Here is a 23,764-nt window from a genome sequence, read left to right on the forward strand (position 1 = left end):
CGGCGCACGCTGCCGTCTGGCCGACAGATGGGGGCGCGGTCGAGAAATTAAAGTTCGTCACCACCATGCGCGCTCGCGGCGCACGCCTGACACGGGCAACCATGGCCTTGGCTCTTAGACAGTAAAATCAGGGGTTTTCAATAACAAGAATCTGCCCATGACCACCAGCGCCACGCTCAGCAATACCTCCTCGCCCGTCCGCACCGAAATCGCCACGCTCTGGAAGCTGTCGTGGCCCATGCTGGTGGGGCAGCTGGCGACGGTAGGCATGGGCGTGGCCGACGTGGCGATGACGGGCCACGTCAGCGCCGACGAGCTGGCCGCCGTGTCGCTCGGCACCTCGGTCTGGTCGATCGTGCTGGTCACCGTGATGGGCACGATGATGTCGATTAACACCGTCGTCGCCCACGAGATCGGCGGTGGGCGCTACGACAAGATCCCTCACTCGGTGCGCCAGTCGCTGTGGAAAGGCCTGATCGTCGGCCTGGTCGCCTGCCTGCTTGCCAACCTGTGCACCCTGCTGTTCGACCACATCGGCCTGGGCCAGGCCGTGGCCGGCCGGGCGTCCCTGTTCCTGCACGTGATCAGCATCGGCATGCCGGCCTTTGCCTGCTACCGCGCGCTGTACGGCTACACGACCAGCATCAACCAGACCAAGCCGATCATGGTGATCGCCATCTTCGGCCTGCTGTTCAACGTTGCCAGCAACTGGCTGCTGGTGTTCGGCAACTGGGGCTTCCCGCGGCTGGGCGCCGTCGGCTGCGCGGTCTCGACCGCGGTCGGCATGTGGCTGATGCTGTTCGCCATGGTTGCGTGGACAAAACTGTCCAGTGCCTACCGCATGACCTATCCGTTCACGCAATGGGAAGGCCCGGACTGGGCCGAGCTGAAGAACATGTTCCGCCTCGGCCTGCCGATCGGCGTCACCTATTTTGCCGAAGTCAGCGCCTTCGGCCTGATCAGCCTGCTGGTGGCCCGCTTCGGCGTGGTGCAGGTGTCGGCGCACCAGATCGCGCTGAACTTCGCGTCCCTGGTCTTCATGGTGCCACTGAGCTTTGGCATCGGCCTGCTCACCCGCGTCGGCCAGGCCATGGGCGAAGGCAATCCGCAGCGCGCGCGCTTCGTCGCCTGGGTGGGCGTGGGCATGTCGGTGGCTTTTGGGGTGCTGTCGGCCGCCTTCATCGCCATCTTCCGCTGGGAAATCGCGCGCGCCTATACCTCGGACCCGGCGGTGCAGGAAGCCTGCGTGCACCTGCTGCTGTTCGCGGCCCTGTTCCAGTTGTCGGATGCGACCCAGGTCGCTACCGCCTCGGCGATCCGCGGCTACCAGGTGACGCGCCCGCCGATGATCATCCAGCTGGTCGCCTTCTGGGGCTTCTCGCTGCCGCTCGGCTATCTCCTGGGCATCGCGCCGTCCTGGTTCGGCCTGGCCCCAAGCGCGCCGATGGAAACCACCGGCTTCTGGATCGGCCTGGTGCTGGGGCTGACGATTGCGGCAGTATTGCTGACCTGGTCCTTCGACCGGCTGTCGCGCCAGAAAGTACGTGCCGCGACGCATTAAGGCAAAAGCTGTTGCATTCCCCAGGTATGTACTGCTTTTGGGGGCCCACTCTGGTATTGTCTCGTCCGTTGCATTTAGCCAAAACTTACGAGACAAACAATGCGCCTTCTCCTCTGCCTCCTGGCCGCGCTTGCGGCCGCGCCCGCGTCCGCGGAACGCCTGACGCTCGACCGTATCCACGGCGAAACCTCGCTCGCCGGTCCCGGCGTCAAGACCCTGAAAGTGTCACCCGACGGCGAACGCGTGACCTTCCTGCGCGGCCGCGACGACAACCAGTTCCAGCAGGACCTGTGGGAATACAACATGAAGGACAAGACCACGCGCCGCCTGGTCGACTCCAGGAAGCTCGTCCCGAACGAGGAACTGTCGCTCGAGGAAAAGGCGCGCCGCGAACGCGCCCGCACGGCCAGCCTGTCGGGCATCATCAGCTATAGCTGGTCGCCCGACGGCAAGCAATTGCTGGTGCCGATCGCCGGCGACCTCTACCTGGTCGACGTCGCGAAGCCGGATGCCGCGCGCAAGGTAGCGTCGGGCAATGTGCTCGACCCGAAGATCTCGCCGAAGGGCCGCTACGTCTCGTTTGTCCGCAACCAGAACCTGGTCGTGATCGACCTGAAGACCGGCGCCGAGCGCCAGCTCACCACCGATGGCAAGGGCACCGTGCACAACGGCGAGGCCGAGTTCATCGCGCAGGAAGAGATGGACCAGACCACCGGCTACTACTGGGCGCCGGACGATTCCGCCATTGCCTACAAGCGCTACGACGAAGCCCCGGTACCGGTAGCGCGCCGCTTCGAGATCTTCGCCGACCGCACCGAAGTGATCGACCAGCACTACCCTGCCGCGGGTGACCCGAACGTACTGGTCGACCTGTTCATCGTGTCGCCGGAAACCGGCGTGTCGCGCAAGGTGGACCTGGGTCCGGACAAGGACATCTACCTGGTGCGCGCCGACTGGAGTCTTGATGCCAAGACCCTGGCCTTCCAGCGCCAGACGCGCGACCAGAAACGCCTGGACCTGGTCGCGGTCGACGCCGCCACCCTGCAGCAGCGTCCGCTGCTGAGCGAAACCTCGGCCACCTGGGTCAGCATCCACAACGACCTGCGCTTCCTGAAGAACCGCCCGGCCTTCATCTGGGCTTCGGAGCGCAGCGGCCGCAACCACCTCTACCTGTACGACCTGAACGGCAAGCTGCTGCACCCGATCTCGAGCGGCGAATGGGGCATCGACAACGTGCTGGCCGTGGACGAAAAGGCCGGCAAGGTCTACGTGTCCTCGAACCGCGATGCCGTCATCGACAAGCAGACCTATGCGCTGGCGCTGGACGGCAGCACGGCCAACAAGCCGGCCCGCATCACCAGGGGCGACGGCTGGCACGAGGCTGCTTTTGCCAGCAACGGCAAGATTTTCGTGGACACCTACTCCGATCCGCGCACCCCGCCGCAGGTGTCGATCCGCCGCGCCGACGGCGCCATGGTCGAATGGCTCGCCCACAACGAACTGAACGCAAACCATCCGTACGCGAAATACCTGCCGGACCACCTGCCGACCGAGTACGGCACCATCAAGGCCAGGGATGGCCAGACCCTGTACTACTCGATGATCAAGCCGGCCGGCTTCGATGCGACGAAGAAGTATCCGGTCTTCCTGTTCACCTACGGCGGCCCGCACTCGCAGCGCGTGACCCGCACCTGGGGCAATTATTTCGACCAGTACATGGCCCAGCAAGGCTTCGTGGTGTTCCGCCTGGATAACCGCGGCTCGGGCCGCCGCGAACGCGCGTTCACCGACGTCATCTACAACAAGCTCGGCAAGAACGAGGTCGAAGACCAGGTCACCGGCATCGACTGGCTGGCCCAGCAGAGCTTTGTCGATCCGAAGCGCGTCGGCGTGTTCGGCTGGAGCTACGGCGGCTTCATGACGCTGCGCCTGCTGGCTGCGGCGTCGGACAAGATCGCGATGGGCGTCTCGGTGGCCCCTGTCACCGACTGGGCGCTGTACGACACCCACTACACCGAGCAGTTCGTCGGCGCCACGCCGAAGTCCGATCCGGAAGCCTACCAGCGCAGCGGCGTGTTCGCCCACCTGGACGGCCTGAAGTCGCCGCTGCTGCTCATCCACGGCATGGCCGACGATAACGTGCTGTTCACCAACAGCACCCGCCTGATCGACGAACTCGTCAAGCGCAACGTGCAGTTCGACCTGATGACCTACCCTGGCGCCAAGCACGGCATCTCGGGCCGCACCAGCCAGCGCCATGTGTATGGACTGATCGAGGCCTTCTTCAAGAAGAACCTGGGCGGCACCGCGCCGAACTGATCGCCCGCTAGCCCCGGCAACGCTCAAGCGTTGTAAAAAGGGCCGGAAAGCCGCTTCCCCAGCGGTTTTCCGGCCCTTTTAATTTTCCGCGTGGAAAAAAAGTCTTTCCGAGTAGGAACTAAATGTTCCGTCATTACGCAAAAAGTCAACAGATACTGTCTCGTAAACGCCACGGTGTTCAAAATTTTTTCGCACCCTTTTTGCATGCCAATAGGCACGTTTTTTCCTATGGGAATGTGTCTTTTTCGAACTCGGCTGTTTAGTTTCCAGACACAAATTATGTCCCCACAGAATTAATTCCTCGCGGTATTCTGCGTGTTCCTGATCTCACAGACGCTCTCAACAGCGCGCAATACACGAGGAACACCATGCAATCGATCCGTATCAACGCCGCCAACCGCATCGCTTTCGCCGTCTCCGCCCTGGTCGTTGGCGCCACCTTTGCAGCACCAGCCTCGGCAGCCACTCTCAGCGTCGGTTCAGGCAAGACTTACGCTACCCCATGCAAGGCTTTCGCCGCCGCCAAGACCGGCGACATCGTCGAAATCCAGGCTGCCACCTATTCCGGCGACGTCTGTGCCATCAAGGCCAGCAACCTGACCATCCGCGGCGTGAACGGCCGTCCGAAGATCAACGCCAACGGCAAGGCCGCCCTGTCGAAAGGCACCTGGGTCATCCAGGGCAACAACGTCACCGTCGACAACGTCGAGATGTACGGCGCCAAAGTGGCCGACCGCAATGGCGCCGCCCTGCGCCTGGAGGGCACCAACTTCACGCTGCGCAATTCCTTCCTGCACGATAACGAGAACGGCATCCTGAGCGGCGTGAACACCGCCAGCACCGTGACCATCGAGCGCAACGAGTTCGGCCACAACGGCTACGGCGACGGCTACAGCCACAACCTGTACATCGGCAAGGTTGCCAAGCTCTACTTCCGCTACAACTTCTCGCACGACGCCAACGTCGGCCACAACCTGAAGTCGCGCGCCCTGTACAACATGATCGCCTACAACCGCTTCTCGAGCCTGCGTTCGGGCGAGACCGGCACGACCGCGGCCGGCAAGCCGAGCTACGAGATCAATGTGCCGAACGGCGGCACCACCTACATCATCGGCAACGTGATCATGCAGCCGGCCTCGAACAACAATCCGGCCCTGGTCTCCTACGGCGAAGAAGGCGTGGGCGACCGCAAGACCGACCTGTACGTGATCAACAACACCTTCGTGAACGACGAGAGCTCGCGCGGCACGTTCGTCACGATCCGGAACGCGGCAACGCCGGCCAAGCTGATCAATAACATCTTCAGCGGCGGCGGCACGGTGACCGGCCAGGCCTCTGCGGTGCAGAAGACCAATTACCGCTCGGTCTCGGGCGACTTCGTCAACAAGGCGGCTTACGACCTGCGTCCGGCTTCCGGCGCGCAGATCGTCAACGCCGGCTCGAACCCGGGCACCTCGTCCGGCGGCCTGTCGCTGAAAGCGACTGCGAGCTACAAGCACAACGCGTCGTACACCACGCGTTCGACCCTGGGCGGCCAGATCGACATCGGCGCCTACGAAGTCCAGTAAGCATGGTGCCGGGCTGATCGAAGCCGTAAGCAATAAGCAGCAGTAAAAAGGAAGGGCCCCGGCGCGCAAACGCCGGGGCCCTTCTTCCATTGCAGGCCGGTGCAGGCTTAATCAGGCCGCAAGCATGCGCGCATCATGCGCGGTCGATGCCGTCCTTCAACACTTCCTTCGCATCGCCATACTTTTCCTGGGTCTTGCCCTCGACCTGGTTCTTCAGGCCCTTGGCTTCCTGCTCGCGGTTGCCGACCAGCTTGCCGGCTTCTTCCTGAATCTTGCCACCGATATCTTGCAGTTTGCCTTCGACTTGGTCCTTGTTCATGATGGTTCTCCTTGCAGGTAAGGCGCGGTCAATACGCCGCGCGATGGGTCCAGAATACGCCTGCGCCGCCTGCCCATCTGTACGGCCGCTCACATAGCTCGTCAATACCTCACACCAGTTTCTTTCGGCTCATCCATGCGCCGGTTGTCCTGACGCAGTGGTAGTGTTGGTTTATCCTTTTGATAATTCGACACGACATGAGCGAACAATCCCACTCCCCATCGCACGCCGTCGAGGCGGACGCCACGCCCAAGCGCAGGCTGATGAGACGCACGGCCATCATCGACGGCATCGGCGTGCTCTTCGTCCTGGGCCTGGCCGCGGTCTGGTTCGCCGCCGACGCCCTGCTGCTGGTCTTTGCTTGCATCCTGTGCGCGGTACTGCTGTACAAGCTGAGCGAGATGCTGGCGCAGCGCACCGGCATGAAGCGCCAGATCGCGCTGGCCGTCGTGGTGCTGCTGCTGTTCGCCGTGATCGGACTGGGCGGCTGGGCCATGGCGCCGCAGATTGCCGAGCAGTCGACCAAGCTCGCCGAAGCGGTGCCGCAGTCGATCCAGAAGCTGCAGGAATTCGTGAAGGAACACCCCATCCTCCAGCGCGTTGCGGCGGAGTTGCCGGCGCCGGAAGAAGCACTCAAGCAGATGTCCTCGATGATGCCGAATGCCGGGCTGTTCTTCACCGGCATCTTCGGTGCACTCGGCAATATCGTCATCATCGTGTTTGTCGGCATTTATTTCGCAGCTTCGCCCCATCTGTATACGAATGGTTTCATCAAGCTGATCCCGCAATCGAAGCGCCCCCGTGCGCGCCAGGTCATGACCAGGATGGGGAACACGCTGGGCAGCTGGCTGCTCGGAAAGTCGATCTCGATGCTGATCGTCGGCGTCGCCACCTCGGTCGGCCTGGGCCTGCTCGGCGTACCGCTGGGCCTTCTTCTCGGCATCATTGCCGGGCTATTGGATTTCGTTCCCTACCTCGGCCCCATCATGGCGGGCGTGCCGGCGGTGCTGATTGCCTTTTCCATCAGCCCGGACCTGGCGCTGTACACCATCCTGCTGTTCGCCGGCGTGCAGCTGGTCGAGGGTTACCTGCTGCAGCCGCTGATCGAGTCGCGCGCCGTCGACCTGCCGCCGGCGCTGACCATCGTCATGCAGCTGGTGTTCGGCACCCTGTTCGGCTTTGCCGGCGTGGCGCTGGCGACACCGCTGGCGGCGGCGCTCAAGGTGCTGGTGCAGATGTTGTATGTGGAGGATGTGCTGGGGGACAAAGTGGAGGAGACATAACAAAACAGCCGCGACGCATCGCGGCTGCTGCTGCTTGAAACGGGCCAGCTTACTTGTTGCCCTTGAAGATGTCCTTCACATCGCCCACTTTTTCCTGGACCTTGCCTTCGGCCTGGTTCGACAGGCCTTCGGACTGCTGCTGGCGGCTGCCGACGGCTTCGCCGACCTTTTCCTGGATCTTGCCGCCGATGTCCTTGGCCTTGCCTTTGATTTGGTCGTCGTTCATGTCATGCCTCTTCGGTTGAGTGAAACGAAGCCCCACCTTAGGCCGTATCGCCGGCTTCCTCTGTTCGTTCGTTAACATTGGGTTTGCGCCACAAGCTGGCCAGCCAGGGCTGCCGTTCGCGCGGCAGCCCTTCCGGACGGTAGTAGTGCCGGATAGGCAGGAAGCCCGCGGCGACCAGGTGGCGCTCCCAGGTCGGATAGTCGTACCAGCTGCCATAGCGCGGCCCGCTCCAGCCTTCCTCGTTGTGCCCGCGCGGGTTCGAGCTGAACAGTACGCCACCCGGCTTGAGCGCGGCGTGCAGCGCCGCCAGCACGTCCGGCAGCGCCCTGCTTGGCACATGGAACAGCGAGGCATTCGCGAACACGCCGTCGAACAGCGCCGGCGGCAAGTCCAGGTGCAGGAAGTCCTGGTGCCAGACCTCGCAGCCGCTCCAGGCACGCGCCATCGCGACGAATTCGCCCGAGCCGTCCAGGCCGATGGCGCGGTGGCCGAGGGCGCTGAAGGTCTTCAGGTCGCGCCCCGGCCCGCAGCCCAGGTCGAGCAGGGTGAACGGGGCGGGCGCCTGGATCGCGCCGAGCAGGGCCGCGATGTTCTGGCTGACGTCGTGGTCGATGGTGCCGGCAAAGAATTGCTGGGCATTGCGCTCGTAATGGTCGAGCGTGCGGCGCGCAATGGCGTCGAGACTGTCGTCGAGATTCTCGTTCATGTTTTTTCGGATGACGGCGGCGCCGGCACGTTGCCGGCGCCGCCTCTCCGCGAGCTTACCAGATGCGCACGCGCTCCTGCGGCGGCAGGTACAGCGCCTGGCCCGGCTTGACGTCGAAGGCCTTGTACCAGGCGTCCAGGTTGCGCACGATGTAGGTGCGGTACTGGGCCGGTGCGTGACCGTCGGTCAGGACGATGCGGCGCAGCGAGGCTTCGCGCATCTTGGTGCGCCAGCCTTGGGCGAAGCCGGTGAAGAAGCGGCGCTCGCCCTCGACACCTGCGCTTCTCCCCTCCGGCGAGGCCTTGTAGGCGTCGAAGGCTGCCTCCAGGCCGGCCAGGTCGGCCAGGTTTTCGCTCAGGGTCAGCTGGCCGTTGACCGCCAGGTCCGGGAAGGGTTTGTAGGTGTTGTACTGCGCCACCAGCTTGGCGGACGCAGCCTTGAAGTGGACCAGGTCTTCCTTGGTCCACCAGTCGCGCAGGCGGCCCTGGGCATCGAACTGGGCGCCCTGGTCATCGAAGCTGTGGCTGATCTCGTGGCCAATGATGGAGCCGATCGCGCCGTAGTTGACCGCGTCCGGCGCCTTCGGGTCGAAGAACGGCGGCTGCAGGATCGCGGCCGGGAAGTTCAGCGCGTTCTGCAGCGGCAGGTTCACCGCGTTCACCAGTTGCGGCGGCATGGCCCAGTCAGTGCGCTCGGGCTTGCGTCCCAGCTTGGCCAGTTCCTGCTGGTAGTGGAATTCTTCGGCGCGCACCGCGTTGCCGAAAGCGTCGTCGCGCTTGACCATCAGGCCGTCGTAGGACTTCCAGCGGTCCGGGTAACCCACGCCCACGTAGAGCGACTTCACTTTCGCCTGGGCCTGGGCGCGCGTGGCCGGCGCCATCCATTCGAGCTTGTCGATGCGGCGGCTGAAGGCGTCGATGATGTTGGCGACCATCTTCTGCACGCGCGCCTTGTCCTCGATCGGGAAGTAGCGGCCGACGTAGATCTTGCCGACCGCCTCGTCCATCGCCTCGTTGGTGGCGGCCAGCGCGCGCTTCCAGCGCACCGACTGCTGGGGCGTGCCGGTCAGGGCCTTGCCGTTGAACTCGAAACGCTGGTCGGCGAAGGCCTTGGGCAGCAGGCTGGCGTACTGGTTCAGCTTGTGGAAGGCCAGGTAATCGCGCCAGGTGGCGACGTCGGCATCGGCCAGCAGGCGCGCCGCCCCCGTCACCGCGCTCGGGTGGTAGACCTGGAAGCGCTCCTGGCCCGACAGGCGCGCGGCCTTGAAGAAGGCGTTCCAGTCCACGCCCGGCGCCTTGCTTGCGAAGTCCTTCAGGGTCCAGACGTTGTTCGACTTCTGGATGTCGGCCGACTCCTCGCGCGTGGCATGGGTCTGCGCCAGGGCCAGTTCGAGCTCGAACACGCGTGCGGCGCGCTCCTCGGCCTTGTCGAAGCCGGCCAGTTTCAGCATGGCCGCGATGTGCTGCTGGTACTTGGTGCGCAGCTCGGCCATGCGGGCATTGTTCTCGAGGTAGTAGGCGCGGTCGGGCATGCCCAGGCCGCCCTGCAGCAGGTAAGGCAGGTTGCGCGTCGGATCGGTCAGCCCCTGGGCGATCCAGACGCCGAACAAATTCTCGGTGAAGAAGTCGGTGGCGTTGAGCGGATCGACGTCGGCGCGCACCGAGGCGCCAAGCGCCCGCACCAGGGCCGCCTTGTCCTTGATCGCGGCGATCTGCGCCAGCATCGGCTTGACCGGCGCCAGGCCGCGCTTCTCGATCGCCGCCTCGTCCATGTAGGCGGCGTAGAAGTCGGCCACCTTGCGCGCTTCGCCGGCCGTGCCCTTGGCCGCGCCCAGCTCCTCGATCATCTTCGCGATGCGGGTATTGGTGTCCTCGGCCAGCGCCCCCATCGCGCTCCAGGAGCCGCGGTCGGCCGGGATCTCGGTCTTCGCCAGCCAGTCGCCGTTGGTATAGGCGAAGAAGTCGTCGCCTGGCAGCACGGTCATGCCGGCGGGCTTGTCGGCGGGCTTGGCGGTCGCTTTGTCGACGGGCCTGTCGGCCGGCTTGTCGGCCGAACTTGCGGCGGCCGGCGCCGTGGCGGCCTGGCCGGCGGCAAAAGCCGGCGCAGCCATGGCGCCGCACAGGGCCAGGGCGATGGCGGTGCGGGTCAGGGTCGGGCTTGTCTTCATGGGTTTCCTCATAGTCGTTTCCGGTTACTGTTGCGGCGCCAGCGCGGCGCGTACCTGGGGCAGGAGGCGCGCCTTCTGCGCGGCGCGGATGCGGATGCCGTTGCCCACGCGCTGGGCTTCGACCTGGGCATCCTGGCCGAAGTTCTTGGCCACATAATGTTCCATCATATCCGCATGGCGCACCTCGACGGAGCTGCCGACGATGTCGGCGTACACCCGGTTGCGCTCGACGGCATCGGCATTGCTCAGCAGGGCCTCGCGGTTGGCCACCGCAAAGTCCCATACCTGGTCCGGATGCTCGCGCGCGGCGCCGATGATCATCAGGTAGGCAATGGTAGGCGTGACCTGCGGCGACAGCGCGATGCGCAGCGCGGCGGCGGCCAGCGCGGGATCCTGGACCGCGACCAGGGCCCGCGCCAGGCGGTTGCGCTCCTCGTCGTTTTCGGCCGCGGCGAGCGCCTTCGCCAGGGCGTCGAAGGTGGCGGCGTCGGCATGCATGCCGACCGTGCCGAGTACGAAGTCGAGCATTTCCGGACTGGTCGAGGCCGGGTTGCGCAGGTAGCCGGCGAAACGCGTGCGCGCTTCCGCGATCGCCGCCTGGTCGCCGCTGCGGGCCAGGGCGCCGGCCAGCAGAGCGCGCAGGCGACGTTCCTCGCTTGCCTCGCCGGGTTTCTCGTTCCAGCCGAGCTGGGCGAACTTCGCTCCCGCGAACTGGCGCGTGAAGCGGCGGACCAGCGCCTGTTCCTCCTCGCCGCGCGCCAGGCTGTCGAGGGTGGCGAGGTTGGCCAGGGTGGCCGTCCACACGGCCAGGCGCGGCTCGTTCCCGAGCTGCGCGACCAGGTGCAGGTAGTCGCCCAGCGGCCTGCGCCCGGCCGCCACCAGGCTCCAGGTGTCGGCCAGCAGTTTCAGGCGGGTGGTGTCGGGCAGGCGCGCAAGATCCTTCGCCAGGGCGTCGAAGCTGGCGCGGTCGTACTGGATGCGGTAGAAACCGACGCTCTGCGGGTCGACCACCAGGGTGCCTTCGCAACTGCCCTGGGTGAAGCTGGTGCCGCGGCTGGACAGCAAGGTGGTCCAGGCCCGGCCGCCGACGGTGCCGACCTGCAGCGGCACGTGCCACAGGCGCTGTTCGGACGCCGGTTCGTCGAGGCGGTACTGCTCCTGCGACAGCGTCACCTTGCGCTTGCCGTTCTCGCAGCTCTGGCTCACCGAGACCAGCGGATAGCCGGGCTGCAAGGTCCAGTCCGAGGCGACTTTGCCCACCGGCTTGCCCGACGCCTTCTCGAGCGCGGTCCACAGGTCGTTCGAGGTCGTGTTCGAATACTTGTGGGTCGCCATGTAGGCGCGCAGGCCCTTGCGGAAGTGCTCTTCGCCGACATAGGCTTCGAGCATGCGCAGGAAGGCCTTGCTCTTGATATACATGATGGCGTCGAAAGCATTGGCCGCCTGGTCCTCGTTCTCGATCGGGGCCTGGATCGGGTGGGTGCTCTTGCGCGCGTCCAGGTCGAGCACCTTCTCGCGCTGGGCGATGTCGTCCAGGTGGGGACGCCACTCGGGGTGGAAGTGTTCGGTGGCCTTGGCCGCCATCCAGGAAGCGAAACCCTCGTTCAGCCAGAGGTTGTCCCACCAGGCCATCGTCACCAGGTTGCCGAACCACTGGTGCGCCAGTTCGTGGGCGTTGGCCTCGAAGGCAAGCTTCCTCGTGCCTTCCGGGCTCTTCTTCGGGTCGACCAGCAGCAGGGCCTCGTTGTAGACGATGCCGCCCCAGCTTTCCATCGCGCCATAGAAGCCGCCGGGAATGGCGATCTGGTCGAGCTTGGGGAGCGCATAGGGAATGTCGAAGTAATTGTTGTAGTAGTGCAGCAGGTCGCCCGTGGCCGCCAGCGAAAAGGCGGCGGAACCGAGCTTGCCTTCGGTCGTGACCACGCCGATGTCGACGCCGGCCCGGCGTGTCTGCGCGCGTTCCAGTTCGCCCACCACCAGCGCCATCAGGTAGCTCGGCATCTTTGGCGTGGGCGCGAAGGTAATGCGCTGCCTGCCGCCCGCCAGCGGCGCCTGTTTCTCGACCGGGGTATTCGAATAGGCCTTGAAGCTGGCCGGCAGGTCCACCGTCAGCCTGAAGCGGGCGCGAAAGGCCGGCTCGTCCCAGGTCGGCAGCAGGCGCCGCGCGTCCGCCGGCGCCAGCAGCGTGGCAACCAGCTTCCTGTCGGCGCCGCCGGTCTTGTAGGACACCCCGAACAGTCCCCTGCCCTCGCGGTTGATCTGGCCACGGAAGGCCAGGGACAGCGCATAGCGGCCGGGCGCCAGCGGGGCGCCCAAGTGGAAAGCGACGGTCTGCCGGGCCTCGTCGAGCCGGGGCTCCAGGATTTGCTTCGCCATGCCCTTGCCCGAGAGCGTGGCGCGCTCGATGGCGAGATTGGCGGCGTTCAGGACAATGCGCGAAGTCGGCTGCAGCACCTCGATCTCGACGGTCTGCGACCCGCTGAAGCTGTCGCTGGCCATATCGGGCACCAGGTGGGCGTCGTACAGCAGCGGGATCACATCCTTGGGCAGCTTGCCGGGAGTGGCGGCAAACGAAAACGGGGCTTCGGCCTGGGCCGCACAGGCGGCCAGTGCCAACGCGACGGCGGCGGCGCCCCGCGATGGTCGGTAATGTCTCATCGTTCCTCTCTGTTTTTATTAGTGGGTGCGCTCCTGGCGGCGCAAGGACCCAGCACGCACTCTACGAAACCCCGGCATCGTGCATGGACGAAATGCGACAGACTGCGAAAATCGGGCCTGGACTGCACAAACCCGGCAATACGCATGGCCCTGCCCGGCTGTTCAGGCCGCGAATCACTGCGGCCGTCCCTTGCCAGAATATTTTTCAAATTTTTTTAGCAAAAGGGCTAAAGTTTTCGACACCGCCGCCGTAAAAGGAGGACAACCGGTCATCCGACCGGAGAAATATTGTCACGGTGCCAGCATGACCCAGAACGAAGTCCTCGCTATGTACGAAAATATCGCCGGCCTGACGGGCAAGATGGCCGCCGCGGCGACAGCCGGGGACTGGAGGGGCTTCGACAGCCTGGAGGACCAGTGCGCCGTGCAAGCCAGCGCCGCCGCGACCGGCGTGCCGGCGCTCGAAGGCGCGCGCCGCCTGCGCAAGATCGACCTGCTCAAGCAGATCATGGCCAACGACCGCGCCATCCGCGAGGTGACCGAACCCTGGATGGGCCAGCTCGACCGCGCAATGTGCGCGCACTGAGCATCCTGCTCCGCCACCTGTAAAAAGCGCCTGCGGGTGCTTTTTTATTTCCGGACGCCAGCGCGGGACGATCCGCGCCAGGGTGGCTCCGCCAGGACGGCGGCGCCAGACAATAAACAAAAACAAAAAAGCGCCCGCAGGCGCCTTTTGCTGAAGCGGGATGCTCCCGCCACATGAATTCGGAGAGCGAACACCAGGCTAGTCCTGGTGATCGCCTCTTTGCCGGTTGCATCCGGCGTCCCCTGCCGCTGTTGGCAGCGAGACCGCTTCCGGAGACAGGCGTCTTGCGACGTACATCCGGTTTCCCGCGCCACGCTATCGGTGGTGGCTGCGCCGGACCCTGGGCCGTTTTTTGTGGTTTTGTTAACCAGCGAGTTCAGTATAACCGAATTTTCCAGCTTGTGTAGACATTCGTGCGCGCCCTCACTCCGCCTGGATAATTGTTTTTTCGTCCACGGTTTGCGGCGCCTCGGCGGATGCCTGTTTGCCCCGGCGCAGCGCCATCAGGCGCGCTTTCACGGCGGCCATGAGCCGCGGTCCGGCGCCTGGTGCGGCGGCGCTGTCCTGCGGGAGGACGACGACTTCCGGCTCGCGCACCGGATTCAGGACCTTGCCCGCCGCGGCGCGCCGGCGGCGCAGCAGCACGGCCCCGCCCAGCAGCGCCAGCAAGGCGCACACCCCGCCCGCGATCAGGAGCCAGGGCGTCGGCTCCTCCGGCGGGGCGGCGGGCCTGGGCTTGCGGTGAATGCGCGGCGACGACGCCGGCTTCTCGCCCGGCTGCAGCGCGGACTGGGCCGCGGCTTCGGCGGCCGACTTCACGCCGGTCGCCACCTGCAGGACCTTGACCTTCTCTTCGAGCTGGCCGAGCTCCTGGCGCAGGGTTTCGTTTTTCGCGCCAAGCACGGCGCAGGCATTGGCTTGCGCATTGACCTGCGCATCGGCTGCTTGCGGGGCGCAGGCGGCAGGCGCGATCGCCGCTTCGGCCGCGGGCGCCTGTGCATCGTGCGCATCCGCGTCCGCCGTGATCAGTGCGGCGCGACGTTTCGGCGGCGCTGGCTTGCGTGCGGGAGTCACGGCGCGCACAGGGCTGGCCGGCGCCGGCGCCGCGGACGCTTTCGGGGGCTCCGCCAACACCGGCGCGGCCGCCACGACCGGCGCCGGTGAGGCTGCGGGTGCCGGCGCCGGATGCGGATCGGGCGTGAACCACAGCGTCACCAGGCGCACCGTGCGCTGTCCGCCGTCGACCAGCTCCAGGTAAACGTGCAGGTGCCGGCTCTCGACCGGCTTGCCCGATGTCAGATGCAGGAACTGTTTGCCGCCCTGCCTCGTCACAGCGATGTCGAGGCTGTTCAGCACCGCCGGCATGGCGATGTTCGCGCCGCGGTACACATCCGGGTGCGCGAGGCGCACCTGGACCGGCCTGGACGCATCCTCGACCAGGGTCAATTCGACGTCGGCGGCAAGCGCCTGCCCGATATGGGAGCGCACCCGCGCATCGCCCAGTTCGGCGGCAGGGACAGGGCCGGGCGCCGCGCAGGCGAGCAGGACGGTGGCAAGGATGTGGGAAGGGCGAATCGCCATATGCTGGAATGAATTTGTAGCCTCAGCGTAATTAACGGGCGTTGGGATACACTCTTTAGCTCCAGCCTTCGAAATAAGGACAAGCCAATGGACAACCGTATCGAAAAAGACAGCTTTGGCCCGATCGAAGTACCGGCCAGCCACCTCTGGGGTGCCCAGACCCAGCGCTCCCTGCACCACTTCCACATCTCGACCGAGAAGATGGCGCCGGAACTGATTGCCGCGCTGGCCCAGGTCAAGCGTGCCGCCGCAGCCGTCAACCGCTCGCTCGGCAAGCTGCCCAAGGACAAGGCCGACGCCATCATGCAGGCGGCCGACGAGGTGCTCGAAGGACGCCACCCCGAGGAATTCCCGCTGGCCGTCTGGCAAACCGGCTCCGGCACCCAGAGCAACATGAACATGAACGAGGTGCTGGCCAACCGGGCCTCGGAACTGATGGGCGGCGAACGGGGCGAAGCGCGCCTGCTGCACCCGAACGACCACGTCAACATGGGCCAGTCCTCGAACGACATTTTCCCCACCGCCATGCACGTGGCGGCGGCGATCGCGGTCTCGAAAGACGTGCTGCCGGCGCTGGCGCGCCTGCGTGGCACCCTGCAGGTGAAGTCGCGCGACTTTGCCGACATCGTCAAGATCGGCCGCACCCACCTGCAGGACGCGACCCCGCTCACGCTCGGCCAGGAATTCTCCGGCTACGTCGCCCAGCTCGAATTCGCCGAACAGGCGATCCGCGCCGCCCTGCCCGGCCTGCTGTCGCTGGCGGCCGGCGGCACGGCGGTCGGCACCGGCCTGAACGCCCATCCGGAATTTGCCCCGCGCATCGCCGCCGAACTCGGCTCGCGCACCGGGCTGGCGTTCAAGAGCGCGCCGAACAAGTTCGCGGCGCTGGCCGGGCACGACGCGCTTGTCTCCGCCCACGGCGCCTTCAAGACGCTCGCCGCCGCCCTCATGAAGATCGCCAACGACATCCGCTGGATGGCTTCCGGCCCGCGCTCGGGCCTGGGCGAGATCACGATTCCCGAGAACGAACCGGGCAGCTCCATCATGCCGGGCAAGGTCAACCCGACCCAGTGCGAAGCGCTGACGATGCTGTGCTGCCAGGTGTTCGGCAACGACGTCGCCATTACCGTCGGCGGCTCGCAGGGCAACTTCGAGCTGAACGTGTTCAAGCCGATGATTGCCCATAACTTCCTGCAGAGCGCGCGCCTGCTGGCCGACGGCATGCGCTCCTTTGATGAGCACTGCGCCAGGGGCATCGAACCGAACCGCAAGCGCATCGGCGAGCTGATGGAGCAGTCGCTGATGCTGGTGACCGCGCTGGCCCCGCACATCGGGTATGATCGCGCCGCGCAGATCGCCAAGCACGCGCAGCACGAAGGCATCACGCTGCGCGAGGCGGCCCTGCAATCGGGCCACGTCAGCGCGGAACAGTTCAACCAGTGGATCGTTCCGATCGACATGACGCGGCCGGACCCGGCGTAACGGATTCGTTCGGCAGACCCAACCGTACGCCCCACAATTTTTCCCGAGGATAGAATGCAACAGACAACTTTCGAACTGACATCCGAGTTCGTCGAACTCAACCAGCTGCTGAAACTGGTGGGCCTGTGCGACAGCGGTGGCGCCGGCAAGAACATCGTGGCCAGCGGCGTGGTGTCGGTCGATGGCAAGCAGGAACTGCGCAAGACCGCAAAAATTCGCGCCGGCCAGACCGTGACCGTGGGCGACGTGCAGATTTCTGTAGAGTAAGTGGGGCTACCGGGCTGAGCGGCACACGTTTGCGGTCAGACAAACGCGACCGGTAGTCCTTGTTTATATTTTAAGACGTGATCAACCGGCTTAAGGTGACGGCAATGGAAACCCCGGAAGAATACCACCCCCAAACGCAGGAACGGCTGATTGGCGATCTGCGCCTTGTCATTGAAAACGCAGAAGAACTGCTGAAAAACACCGATCAGTACACCAGCGTGCTCTACCAGAACGCGCGCGCCAAGCTGGCGATGGCGCTCAACGCTGCCAACGAAGAGCTCGCGCGCTTCGAAGACGCGCAACTGACCCGCATGATGGAAGCAACTCGCCTGGCCAACGAACGCTTTGCCGACAAGACCGGCGAAGAGCGCATCCTGCGCGCTTTCCATTGATCCAAGAACCGCGGCGCCGACGGCGCCGCGTTGTGTAAGATTTCTCTGCCGGCCAGCCCCGCATTGCCGGCGCCGTTTCCCTTCCCTTCCGATCACACCCGGCCAATCAGGCGGTGGTGTTGATCTTGCTGCCCAGGTGCGCAGGCAGGTTCTGTGCCGGCTGCGGCGGCTGGATGCTGTCGAGGATCTGGGTGGCCATCGACTTCTGCATGTCCTGCTGCTTCTTGAGCATCGCGATGGCAACTTCCTGCTTGTTGCCGGTCTCTGCGATGGTGGTGGATAACTTGGCGATGCCGAGGGCGTCCATGACGGTCTCCTGTTGAGGGTTATCCCTTGTTTACGGATTGATTCAAGGGAACTTTATGGTCCGTCATCATCCAGTTGCTGATCCAGGCCAAAACGTCCTCCGGCGCGTTCAGGTCCAGCCAGCGCAGCTCCGGGCGCAGCCCGGCCGGCGCAGGCGCATCCGAGGCCACCGCCACCACATGCGGATCGTCCTGGTACAGGGACGGCCGCCCCAGCGCCGGGCGAAACACCTCGAGTTTCGGCAGCGGCTCCCATTTGTAGCCTTCGACCAGGGTCAGGTCGGCCGGCGCCAGGCGCGCCAGCTGTTCGCGCAGCGGCGGCTCTTCCTGGCCGCGCAGTTCGCGCATGATGGCGTAGCGGTAAGGAGAGGCGATCATCACCTCGGCGGCGCCGGCCATGCGCAGGCGCGCGCTGTCCTTCTGCGGCGGCTCGAGCACGATGTCGTGGTGGCTGTGCTTGAGGATGTTCACGCGCAGGCCGCGCGCCGCGAGCCGTCCGACCAGGAATTCGAGCAGCGTCGTCTTGCCGCTGCCGGACCAGCCGACGACGGCCAGCGCCAGGCCGGGATCAGTAGCCGACACGGTAGCGGTTGCCCCGGTAATTCATCACGGCGTACTTCGGCAGCAGGCGCTCCAGCACCAGGCCGGGCGCCACCTCCTCGCCTTCGCGGCGCAGCGTCTTGTCGATCAGCAGCAGGCGGTCGGCGGGATTCGGCGAGTAGATGTAGCCGCCGACGCTCACGCGCGGGATCTCGCGCTGGAGCGCTTCCGGCAGTTGCTGGAAGCTGCGCAGGTTTTCCTCCGCCGCTTCTGGCGCCCGGGCGACCGGCGCGGCATCGGGTGCACGGCTGGGCGCCGGCAGGTAGACCGCCTCGGGGACGGCATCGCGGGCCGCCGGGGCCGGCGCGGCACTGTTGCGCGCCGCCAGCGCCGCGGTCTCGGGCTGCGTGGACTGGGCAGGCAGGCGCGATCGCGCAGGCGCCGCGGCGGGCGGGAGCGGCGCCGCCGGCGCAGCTTGGGCGACGACGGCCTTGGCCGGCGCCGGGGCTGCTGCGGGAGTCGGTGTGGAAGCGACTGGCGCGGCTGGCGCCGGGCTCGTTGCCGCGACGGCTGTGCGGGCAGGCGCGGCAACGGCCGCCGCAGCGGCTGCAGGGCTCGGCGCCGGGGCCGGTATCGAGGCGGCCGCGGGCGGATCGGATGGCGTCGCTTGCGCGAGCGTTGGCGCCGGGGCCTGGTCCGCCTGTGCCGGCACTGGCGCCTGCGCACGCCAGGCCAGCGCGCCAGCCACGCCGGCGATCACGATGCCGGCCGACAGGCCGACCAGGAGGGGCTTGCGGCTGGCAGCGCCGCTGGGCGCAGGCGCATGGACCGGCGCCGGTGCATGGATATCCGGCGCGCTGCCCAGCTGGCGTTCGGCCTGGGCCTTCTTCAGTGCTTCGAGAATGTACGACATCTTATTGTCCCGTTGCGGCGGCGAGCAGGCGCGGCTCGCTCACGCCGGTGAGCTGGTTCAGGCGGATGTAGGTGCGCGGCCCGGCCACGCCGTCGGCCTTCAACTGCTGTTTCGTCTGGAAAGCGCGCAAGAGCTGGTGCGTGTGGGCGCTGAAGGGCTGGCGCGACGGCGGCGGCGGTGCGCCGTTCAGCCGCGCCAGCTGGGCGGCCAGCCAGTCGACGTCCGGCCCCTGGTCGCCGACGGCGAGCTGGTCGCGGAAGCTGCGCGCCATCCTCCAGAAAGTCGTGAATTCGCCGGTAAAGCGCAGCGCCAGCGCCCCCAGCTCAACACGCTCGCGCTTGCCGTCGCGGTCCAGCAGGATCGCGCCGCGTTCGTCCATGGCAGCGAGCACTGCGTAGCTGGTGGCCGCGCCTTCGCGCAGGGTGATGACGGCCGGCCGGTCCAGCTGGCGCAGCTCGACGATGCCGCCCCTGCCCTGGTGGCAGCGCAGGTCCTGGCGAATGGCCGCCTGGCAGGGGTCGCCCGCCGCCAGGCTGGCGCCCCAGAATCCGGCCAGCGCGCGCAGCGCCCGCGCCTCCTGGGCATGGCCCTGCGGCAGGCCGGGAGCGGTGGCGGCAGCCGGCCTGGCCGCGACGATCGCGTTCGCCTGTACCGGCACGGCCTTCGTGCCGGAGGCGTCCTGCGCGGGTAAGGTCTTCGCAGCCGCGGCCACCGGCGCCGCGCCACGCGGCAGCACCTGCCAGGCCGCGGCGGCGCTGAGCGCCAGGCCGGCCACGACGCCGCCGGCCACCAGCGGCCAGCGCGGCGTACGCGCGGCCAGCGCTTCGCCGGCAAACACCTCGCCTGCGGCAGTGCGCACGATTCTCCGCGTCACCTCGCGGCTGTTCTCGACATAGGCGCCCAGCAGCGCGCGGTCGCACAGCAGGTTGATGCGGCGCGGCACGCCGTGGGTGATGCGATGGATCAGGGGCACGCTCGACGCCGGAAACACCGGCGCGCCCTGGGCCCCGGCCACCGCCATGCGGTGGGCGATGTAGGCCCCGGTTTCGGGCTCGGACAGCGGCCCCAGGTGGTAGCGCGCGATCACGCGCTGGGCCAGTTGTTCCAGTTCAGGACGGGCCAGCATGGTGCGCAGTTCGGGCTGGCCGATCAGGATGATCTGCAGCAGCTTGCGTTCGCTGGTTTCCAGGTTGGTCAACAGGCGCAATTGCTCCAGGACCTCGGCCGACAGGTTTTGCGCCTCATCGATGACGAGCACGTTGTTGCACCCCTGCGCATGGGAAGCCAGCAGGTAGTCGTTGATGGCGTCGACATAGGCCTTCACGCCGCCCTGCCCCGCCGGAACGTCGATGCGGAATTCTTCGCACACCGACTGCAGCAGCTCGCCCACGGTCAGCTTGGGATTGAAGATATAGGCCAGGCGGCAGTTTTCCGGCACCTGCTCGATGAAGCAGCGGCACACGGTGGTCTTGCCGGCGCCGATCTCGCCGGTCAGCAGCACAAAGCCGCCGCCGCTGCCGATTCCGTACAGCAGGTGGGCCAGCGCCTCGCGGTGGCGCTCGCTCATGAACAGGTAGCGCGGGTCGGGCGCGATCGAGAAGGGCGCCCCCTTCAGGCTGAAGTAATGGGTGTACATGAAAGACTAGCGCCCTGGCGGCAGAGGTTTATACCTCGCGCAGTATATTTTGGATTTGCTGTTCTGATAAGCGATGACGCTGCCGGGGTTTGATACCCGTAAGGGAAACGGCGAGGCGTCGACGGCCCGGTGGCGGATTCCGGCACTGGCCCGGATCGCTTCTTCGAGTTCTTCCGGCTTGCTCTCGGCCACGGCCGCGACGAACACCAGCTCGCTCGTGTCGTCGCTGATCATGACTTCCGTCACGGGCTTGCCCCAGAGGGTGGCGTCGAGCCTGAACCAGTACGCCCCACCCTCGTGCTTGTAGGCCGGGCCGAAGGCGGTGGTGAGGTAGGAATGGAAGTAGACGTTGTCGAGATGGCTACGGCACAGCAGCGCGCTGGTGATCGTCGGCGCGAAGGTCGACGGCAATGCTTGTGCGGATACGTGGGCACAGGCGAGCGCCAGCCCCGCTGCTGCAGCGATGCCGGAGAGCCGCGTCACGCTTTCGACAGCCAGTCGCGGCTGGCCGCGATCTTCGCCTTGGCCGATGCCGGCAAAGCCTCGTAGCAGCCCGGATGCTGCCTGAATGCGCGCTCGCGGACCTCCTTTCCGAAGCCATTCACGATAAACCCGTAGACAGCCGCGCCTGTATCGTTCTTGCGCGTGCCCATGTAACGAATCACTGCTTTCTCCTTACCCGCTCCGTCCTGCCAAGCATTAGAACCTCTCCCAGCAGGGAATGAGTCGTTGCTGACGCGCCTGACAAGCGGGGGCTGCGTTGCTCGTCGTTGCATGGCTCGCCATGCCGCCTCCTCGCGCCTTGCCCGCGCTTGCCATCCATCGTCATCAACTTCCTCCTCCCTACTGGGATAGGTTCTCATTATGACAGCTTGCCGCCCGGGCCGGCAGGACGGCGCGCGTTCAATTGTTCCCTGCCCTGACCGGGCGCCAGGCGCCACTGTTGTGTTCAAGCCACGTTTCGATCAGCTTGCGGTTGTCGTGCCGCCACGGATGGAAACGCGGCGACAGGTATGCGAGCACCGGCTTCGCCAGGTGCCAGGCCAGCCCGCTGCGCCCGAACCAGGTGTTCAGCGCGCTGGCCCAGGTGCGCAAGCGAAACAGCTGACCGTCGTTGCGCAGGTTGTGCAGGGTCTGCATGAAGGTATCGTAAGCAAACACCATGCTTGCGTGCAGGTACCACGCCACCCGTCGCCGGTAACCGCCGCCCGCCGCCAGGTAGGCATCGAAGGCCACGCCCTTGTGCTCGGTTTCCTCGACCGCATGCCAGGACCACAGGGTGCGCATTCGCGGCTCGGCGCCCTCGAGCCAGTCGGGATGGCGCAGCACACCGTCGGCCAGCACCGCCGTGTAGTGCTCCAGCGCGCAGGTGATCGCCAGCCGGTCCAGCACGCCCAGTTTATCGACACGGGCGAGACGTTTCTTGAGCTTTTCCTCGCGCGTGTAGGGCAGGCCATGGTGCTCGAGCTGCCGGTTGTATTGCGTGTGCAGGTGGCGGTGGGTCGCTTCCTGGCCGATGAAATCCCTGACCTCGGCGGCCAGCCGCGGGTCCGTCAGGCATTCCTGGGGCACATCGCGCACCGCATCGATGAACAATTGTTCGCCGCGGGGGAAGCTCATCGACAGCGCGTTGAAGAGCTGGGTGCGGTAGGCGTCGCCGCCATTCCAGTGGCGGGCGAAACCCTGCGACAGGTCGACATCGATCTTGCGGACAGTCAGGGTAGACATGCGAACTCCTCAGCAGGCGTGCAATCTGAAGACCGGGGGAAACGGAAAGCGGCGGGCGCCGGCGCGCCGTTCAGCTCCCCTGTTCGACCGTTTGCTCCCCGATTCCGTTCATCCATCGGTTGGACGGCGTATATTCGTTCAATATCCTCTAACGTGGAGTCTCTTCATCACAAAAACAACAAGGAAGCCATGCACACCCGAATCAAGCACACCGCCCTGGCCGCCGTCGCCCTCTGTGCCGGCGCCGCCATGCTGCAACCCGTTGCCGCGCAGGACAAGCGCGCCTCCACGCTTGAAAAGCGCGCGGTTACGGCCTTCCACGCCATCGAACTGTCGGGCCCGTTTCGCGTGATCGTCAGCGAAGGCGCGCCGCAGCTGGAACTGTCGGGCGCGCCGAAGGAACTGGCCGAAATCGAATCCGAAGTGCGCGGCGGCACCCTCGTCGTGCGCCAGAAATCGCGCTGGGGCATCCACTTCGGGCCCGACAGGAAACGCGGACAGGTCGTGGTGCGCATCGGCGCCTCCGGGCTGCGCAGCCTGGCTAACCGCGGCAGTGGCGACGTCGAATTGGAACAGGTGGGCGGCGAGCGCTTCAGTCTGGTCTCCTCCGGACCGGGCGACCTGCGCGCACGCGGCGCGGTGCGCGATCTGGTCGTGGCCAGCAGCGGCAGCGGCGACCTCGACCTGCGCCAGCTGAAGGCGGACAAGCTCGACCTGACCCAGTCCGGCCCCGGCGGCGTCAAGGTGGCCGGCATCGGCAGCGAGCTGTCGGCGCGCCTGAGCGGTTCGGGCGACCTGGAAGCCGACGGCCTGCGCCTGGCGCGCGCCATGGCCCGCGTCAGCGGTCCGGGCAATGCGCAGCTGCGCGGCAGCGCGCGCGAACTGCGCGCCGAAGTGAGCGGTTCGGGCGACCTCGACGCCTGCGAGCTGCAGGCCGAGAAAGTCACCACGGTCCAGCGCGGGCCGGGCAATGCCTGCGTGGCCGGCGGCATCCGCCAGTTCGAGGCGGAAGTGCACGGCTCGGGCAACCTCGAGGCGCGCGGCCTGCAGGCCGGGCGCGCCCTGCTGCGCATGAGCGGACCGGGCAACATCACGCTGAGCGGCACAGCCGACGAACTGCGCGCCGTGGTCGAAGGTTCGGGGGCGCTGGAAGCCGAGCGCCTGCCGGTGCACAACGCCACGATCGACAGCGGCGGCCCCGGCGACGTCACCCTGGACCGGGTCACGGACACGCTGGACGCCGCCCTGCACGGCTCGGGCGACCTGGCAAGCAAGGTCGAGGGCAAGCGCGTCATGCTGAAGATGCGCGGACCGGGCAATGTGCGCCTGGAAGGCCATGCCGAGCGCATCCAGGCCGAGCTGAGCGGTTCCGGCACCCTGCAGGCGCGCCGCCTGACCGTGCGCCAGACCGACATCGACGTGCGCGGCCCGGGCAGCGCGGCCGTCAGTCAGGTGCGCGACGCGGCCCGCGGCAGCGAGGGCGAACTGGTGCTGGTCGAGCGCGGAAGGCGACAGGTGGAGTGAGCA

The 23,764-nt window shown here is 66.3% G+C and carries 22 protein-coding genes; 9 read left to right on the forward strand and 13 right to left on the reverse strand.

The annotated features are described in order from the left end of the window. The first annotated feature begins 157 nt into the window (after positions 1-157). The 3 genes from ACSUZJ_RS19010 (at position 158) to ACSUZJ_RS19020 (ending at position 5,448) form a co-directional block, all read left to right on the forward strand. The gene (locus ACSUZJ_RS19010; RefSeq protein WP_499410764.1) at positions 158-1,561 is read left to right on the forward strand and encodes an MATE family efflux transporter; all 1,404 of its coding nucleotides are present in this window, start codon (positions 158-160) and stop codon (positions 1,559-1,561) included. A 99-nt stretch (positions 1,562-1,660) separates the two neighbouring features. Further along, positions 1,661-3,880, forward strand: a complete 2,220-nt coding sequence (locus tag ACSUZJ_RS19015) for a S9 family peptidase (protein ID WP_499410766.1) — start codon at positions 1,661-1,663, stop codon at positions 3,878-3,880. Between the two features lie 368 nt (positions 3,881-4,248). Next, a complete protein-coding gene (locus ACSUZJ_RS19020; protein WP_499410768.1) occupies positions 4,249-5,448 on the forward strand; it encodes a right-handed parallel beta-helix repeat-containing protein in 1,200 nt (399 codons plus the stop codon). A gap of 133 nt (positions 5,449-5,581) precedes the next feature. Here ACSUZJ_RS19020 and ACSUZJ_RS19025 read toward each other — a convergent pair whose 3' ends face one another. Next, positions 5,582-5,767 (reverse strand): CsbD family protein, encoded by a 186-nt coding sequence (locus ACSUZJ_RS19025; RefSeq protein WP_312553585.1) that lies wholly within the window; start codon positions 5,765-5,767, stop codon positions 5,582-5,584. A gap of 197 nt (positions 5,768-5,964) precedes the next feature. Between ACSUZJ_RS19025 and ACSUZJ_RS19030 the strand changes: the two genes are divergently transcribed. Then, positions 5,965-7,050, forward strand: coding sequence for an AI-2E family transporter (locus ACSUZJ_RS19030; protein WP_499410770.1), 1,086 nt, complete (start codon positions 5,965-5,967; stop codon positions 7,048-7,050). Positions 7,051-7,099: 49 nt separating this feature from the next. Here the strand turns inward: ACSUZJ_RS19030 and ACSUZJ_RS19035 are convergent, their stop codons facing one another. Genes ACSUZJ_RS19035 through ACSUZJ_RS19050 form a run of 4 tightly spaced genes read right to left on the reverse strand, consistent with a single transcriptional unit; the run spans position 7,100 to position 12,807 of the window. Beyond that, on the reverse strand, positions 7,100-7,276 hold the full coding sequence (locus ACSUZJ_RS19035) for a CsbD family protein (RefSeq protein ID WP_499410772.1): 177 nt from the start codon (positions 7,274-7,276) through the stop codon (positions 7,100-7,102). Between the two features lie 37 nt (positions 7,277-7,313). After that, a complete protein-coding gene (locus ACSUZJ_RS19040) occupies positions 7,314-7,982 on the reverse strand; it encodes a class I SAM-dependent methyltransferase (protein ID WP_499410774.1) in 669 nt (222 codons plus the stop codon). Positions 7,983-8,037: 55 nt separating this feature from the next. Beyond that, positions 8,038-10,149: a M13 family metallopeptidase gene (locus ACSUZJ_RS19045; RefSeq protein ID WP_499410776.1), complete on the reverse strand. Its 2,112-nt coding sequence runs from the start codon at positions 10,147-10,149 to the stop codon at positions 8,038-8,040. A 24-nt stretch (positions 10,150-10,173) separates the two neighbouring features. Next, positions 10,174-12,807 (reverse strand): M1 family metallopeptidase, encoded by a 2,634-nt coding sequence (locus tag ACSUZJ_RS19050; RefSeq protein ID WP_499410778.1) that lies wholly within the window; start codon positions 12,805-12,807, stop codon positions 10,174-10,176. Between the two features lie 304 nt (positions 12,808-13,111). Here ACSUZJ_RS19050 and ACSUZJ_RS19055 point away from each other — a divergent pair, with 304 nt between their 5' ends. Next, complete coding sequence (locus ACSUZJ_RS19055) at positions 13,112-13,393, forward strand: flagellar protein FliT (protein WP_499410780.1); 282 nt, start codon at positions 13,112-13,114, stop codon at positions 13,391-13,393. A gap of 423 nt (positions 13,394-13,816) precedes the next feature. On the opposite strand, the gene ACSUZJ_RS19060 is transcribed toward ACSUZJ_RS19055, so the two are convergent. Continuing rightward, positions 13,817-14,974, reverse strand: a complete 1,158-nt coding sequence (locus ACSUZJ_RS19060) for a FimV/HubP-related protein (protein ID WP_499410782.1) — start codon at positions 14,972-14,974, stop codon at positions 13,817-13,819. Positions 14,975-15,061: 87 nt separating this feature from the next. Here ACSUZJ_RS19060 and fumC point away from each other — a divergent pair, with 87 nt between their 5' ends. The 3 genes from fumC (at position 15,062) to ACSUZJ_RS19075 (ending at position 17,115) form a co-directional block, all read left to right on the forward strand. Next, the gene (gene fumC, locus ACSUZJ_RS19065) at positions 15,062-16,456 is read left to right on the forward strand and encodes a class II fumarate hydratase (RefSeq protein ID WP_499410784.1); all 1,395 of its coding nucleotides are present in this window, start codon (positions 15,062-15,064) and stop codon (positions 16,454-16,456) included. 54 nt (positions 16,457-16,510) lie between these two features. After that, on the forward strand, positions 16,511-16,723 hold the full coding sequence (locus tag ACSUZJ_RS19070; protein ID WP_499410786.1) for an RNA-binding S4 domain-containing protein: 213 nt from the start codon (positions 16,511-16,513) through the stop codon (positions 16,721-16,723). Between the two features lie 104 nt (positions 16,724-16,827). Continuing rightward, positions 16,828-17,115: a DUF883 family protein gene (locus tag ACSUZJ_RS19075; RefSeq protein ID WP_499410788.1), complete on the forward strand. Its 288-nt coding sequence runs from the start codon at positions 16,828-16,830 to the stop codon at positions 17,113-17,115. Positions 17,116-17,221: 106 nt separating this feature from the next. Here ACSUZJ_RS19075 and ACSUZJ_RS19080 read toward each other — a convergent pair whose 3' ends face one another. The 7 genes from ACSUZJ_RS19080 to ACSUZJ_RS19110 form a co-directional block, all read right to left on the reverse strand. Further along, entirely contained in the window at positions 17,222-17,422 is a 201-nt protein-coding gene (locus ACSUZJ_RS19080; RefSeq protein WP_499410790.1) for a YjfB family protein, read from the reverse strand. 19 nt (positions 17,423-17,441) lie between these two features. Continuing rightward, positions 17,442-18,002: a molybdopterin-guanine dinucleotide biosynthesis protein B gene (gene mobB / locus ACSUZJ_RS19085; RefSeq protein WP_499410792.1), complete on the reverse strand. Its 561-nt coding sequence runs from the start codon at positions 18,000-18,002 to the stop codon at positions 17,442-17,444. Next, the gene (locus ACSUZJ_RS19090; RefSeq protein WP_499410794.1) at positions 17,989-18,873 is read right to left on the reverse strand and encodes a general secretion pathway protein GspB; all 885 of its coding nucleotides are present in this window, start codon (positions 18,871-18,873) and stop codon (positions 17,989-17,991) included. Before ACSUZJ_RS19090 ends, mobB begins: the two co-directional genes overlap by 14 nt. Before the next feature lies 1 nt (position 18,874). After that, on the reverse strand, positions 18,875-20,509 hold the full coding sequence (locus ACSUZJ_RS19095; RefSeq protein WP_499410796.1) for an AAA family ATPase: 1,635 nt from the start codon (positions 20,507-20,509) through the stop codon (positions 18,875-18,877). A 6-nt stretch (positions 20,510-20,515) separates the two neighbouring features. After that, positions 20,516-20,992: a hypothetical protein gene (locus ACSUZJ_RS19100; protein ID WP_499410798.1), complete on the reverse strand. Its 477-nt coding sequence runs from the start codon at positions 20,990-20,992 to the stop codon at positions 20,516-20,518. Further along, positions 20,989-21,174, reverse strand: coding sequence for a hypothetical protein (locus ACSUZJ_RS19105; RefSeq protein WP_499410800.1), 186 nt, complete (start codon positions 21,172-21,174; stop codon positions 20,989-20,991). Before ACSUZJ_RS19105 ends, ACSUZJ_RS19100 begins: the two co-directional genes overlap by 4 nt. Before the next feature lie 238 nt (positions 21,175-21,412). Continuing rightward, the gene (locus tag ACSUZJ_RS19110) at positions 21,413-22,237 is read right to left on the reverse strand and encodes a metal-dependent hydrolase (protein WP_499410802.1); all 825 of its coding nucleotides are present in this window, start codon (positions 22,235-22,237) and stop codon (positions 21,413-21,415) included. A 189-nt stretch (positions 22,238-22,426) separates the two neighbouring features. Here ACSUZJ_RS19110 and ACSUZJ_RS19115 point away from each other — a divergent pair, with 189 nt between their 5' ends. Then, positions 22,427-23,761, forward strand: a complete 1,335-nt coding sequence (locus ACSUZJ_RS19115; protein ID WP_499410804.1) for a head GIN domain-containing protein — start codon at positions 22,427-22,429, stop codon at positions 23,759-23,761. The last annotated feature ends 3 nt before the right edge of the window (positions 23,762-23,764 follow it).

Origin of the sequence: Telluria sp. B2 (assembly GCF_051789535.1) — a bacterium.
GTDB lineage: Bacteria > Pseudomonadota > Gammaproteobacteria > Burkholderiales > Burkholderiaceae_D > Telluria.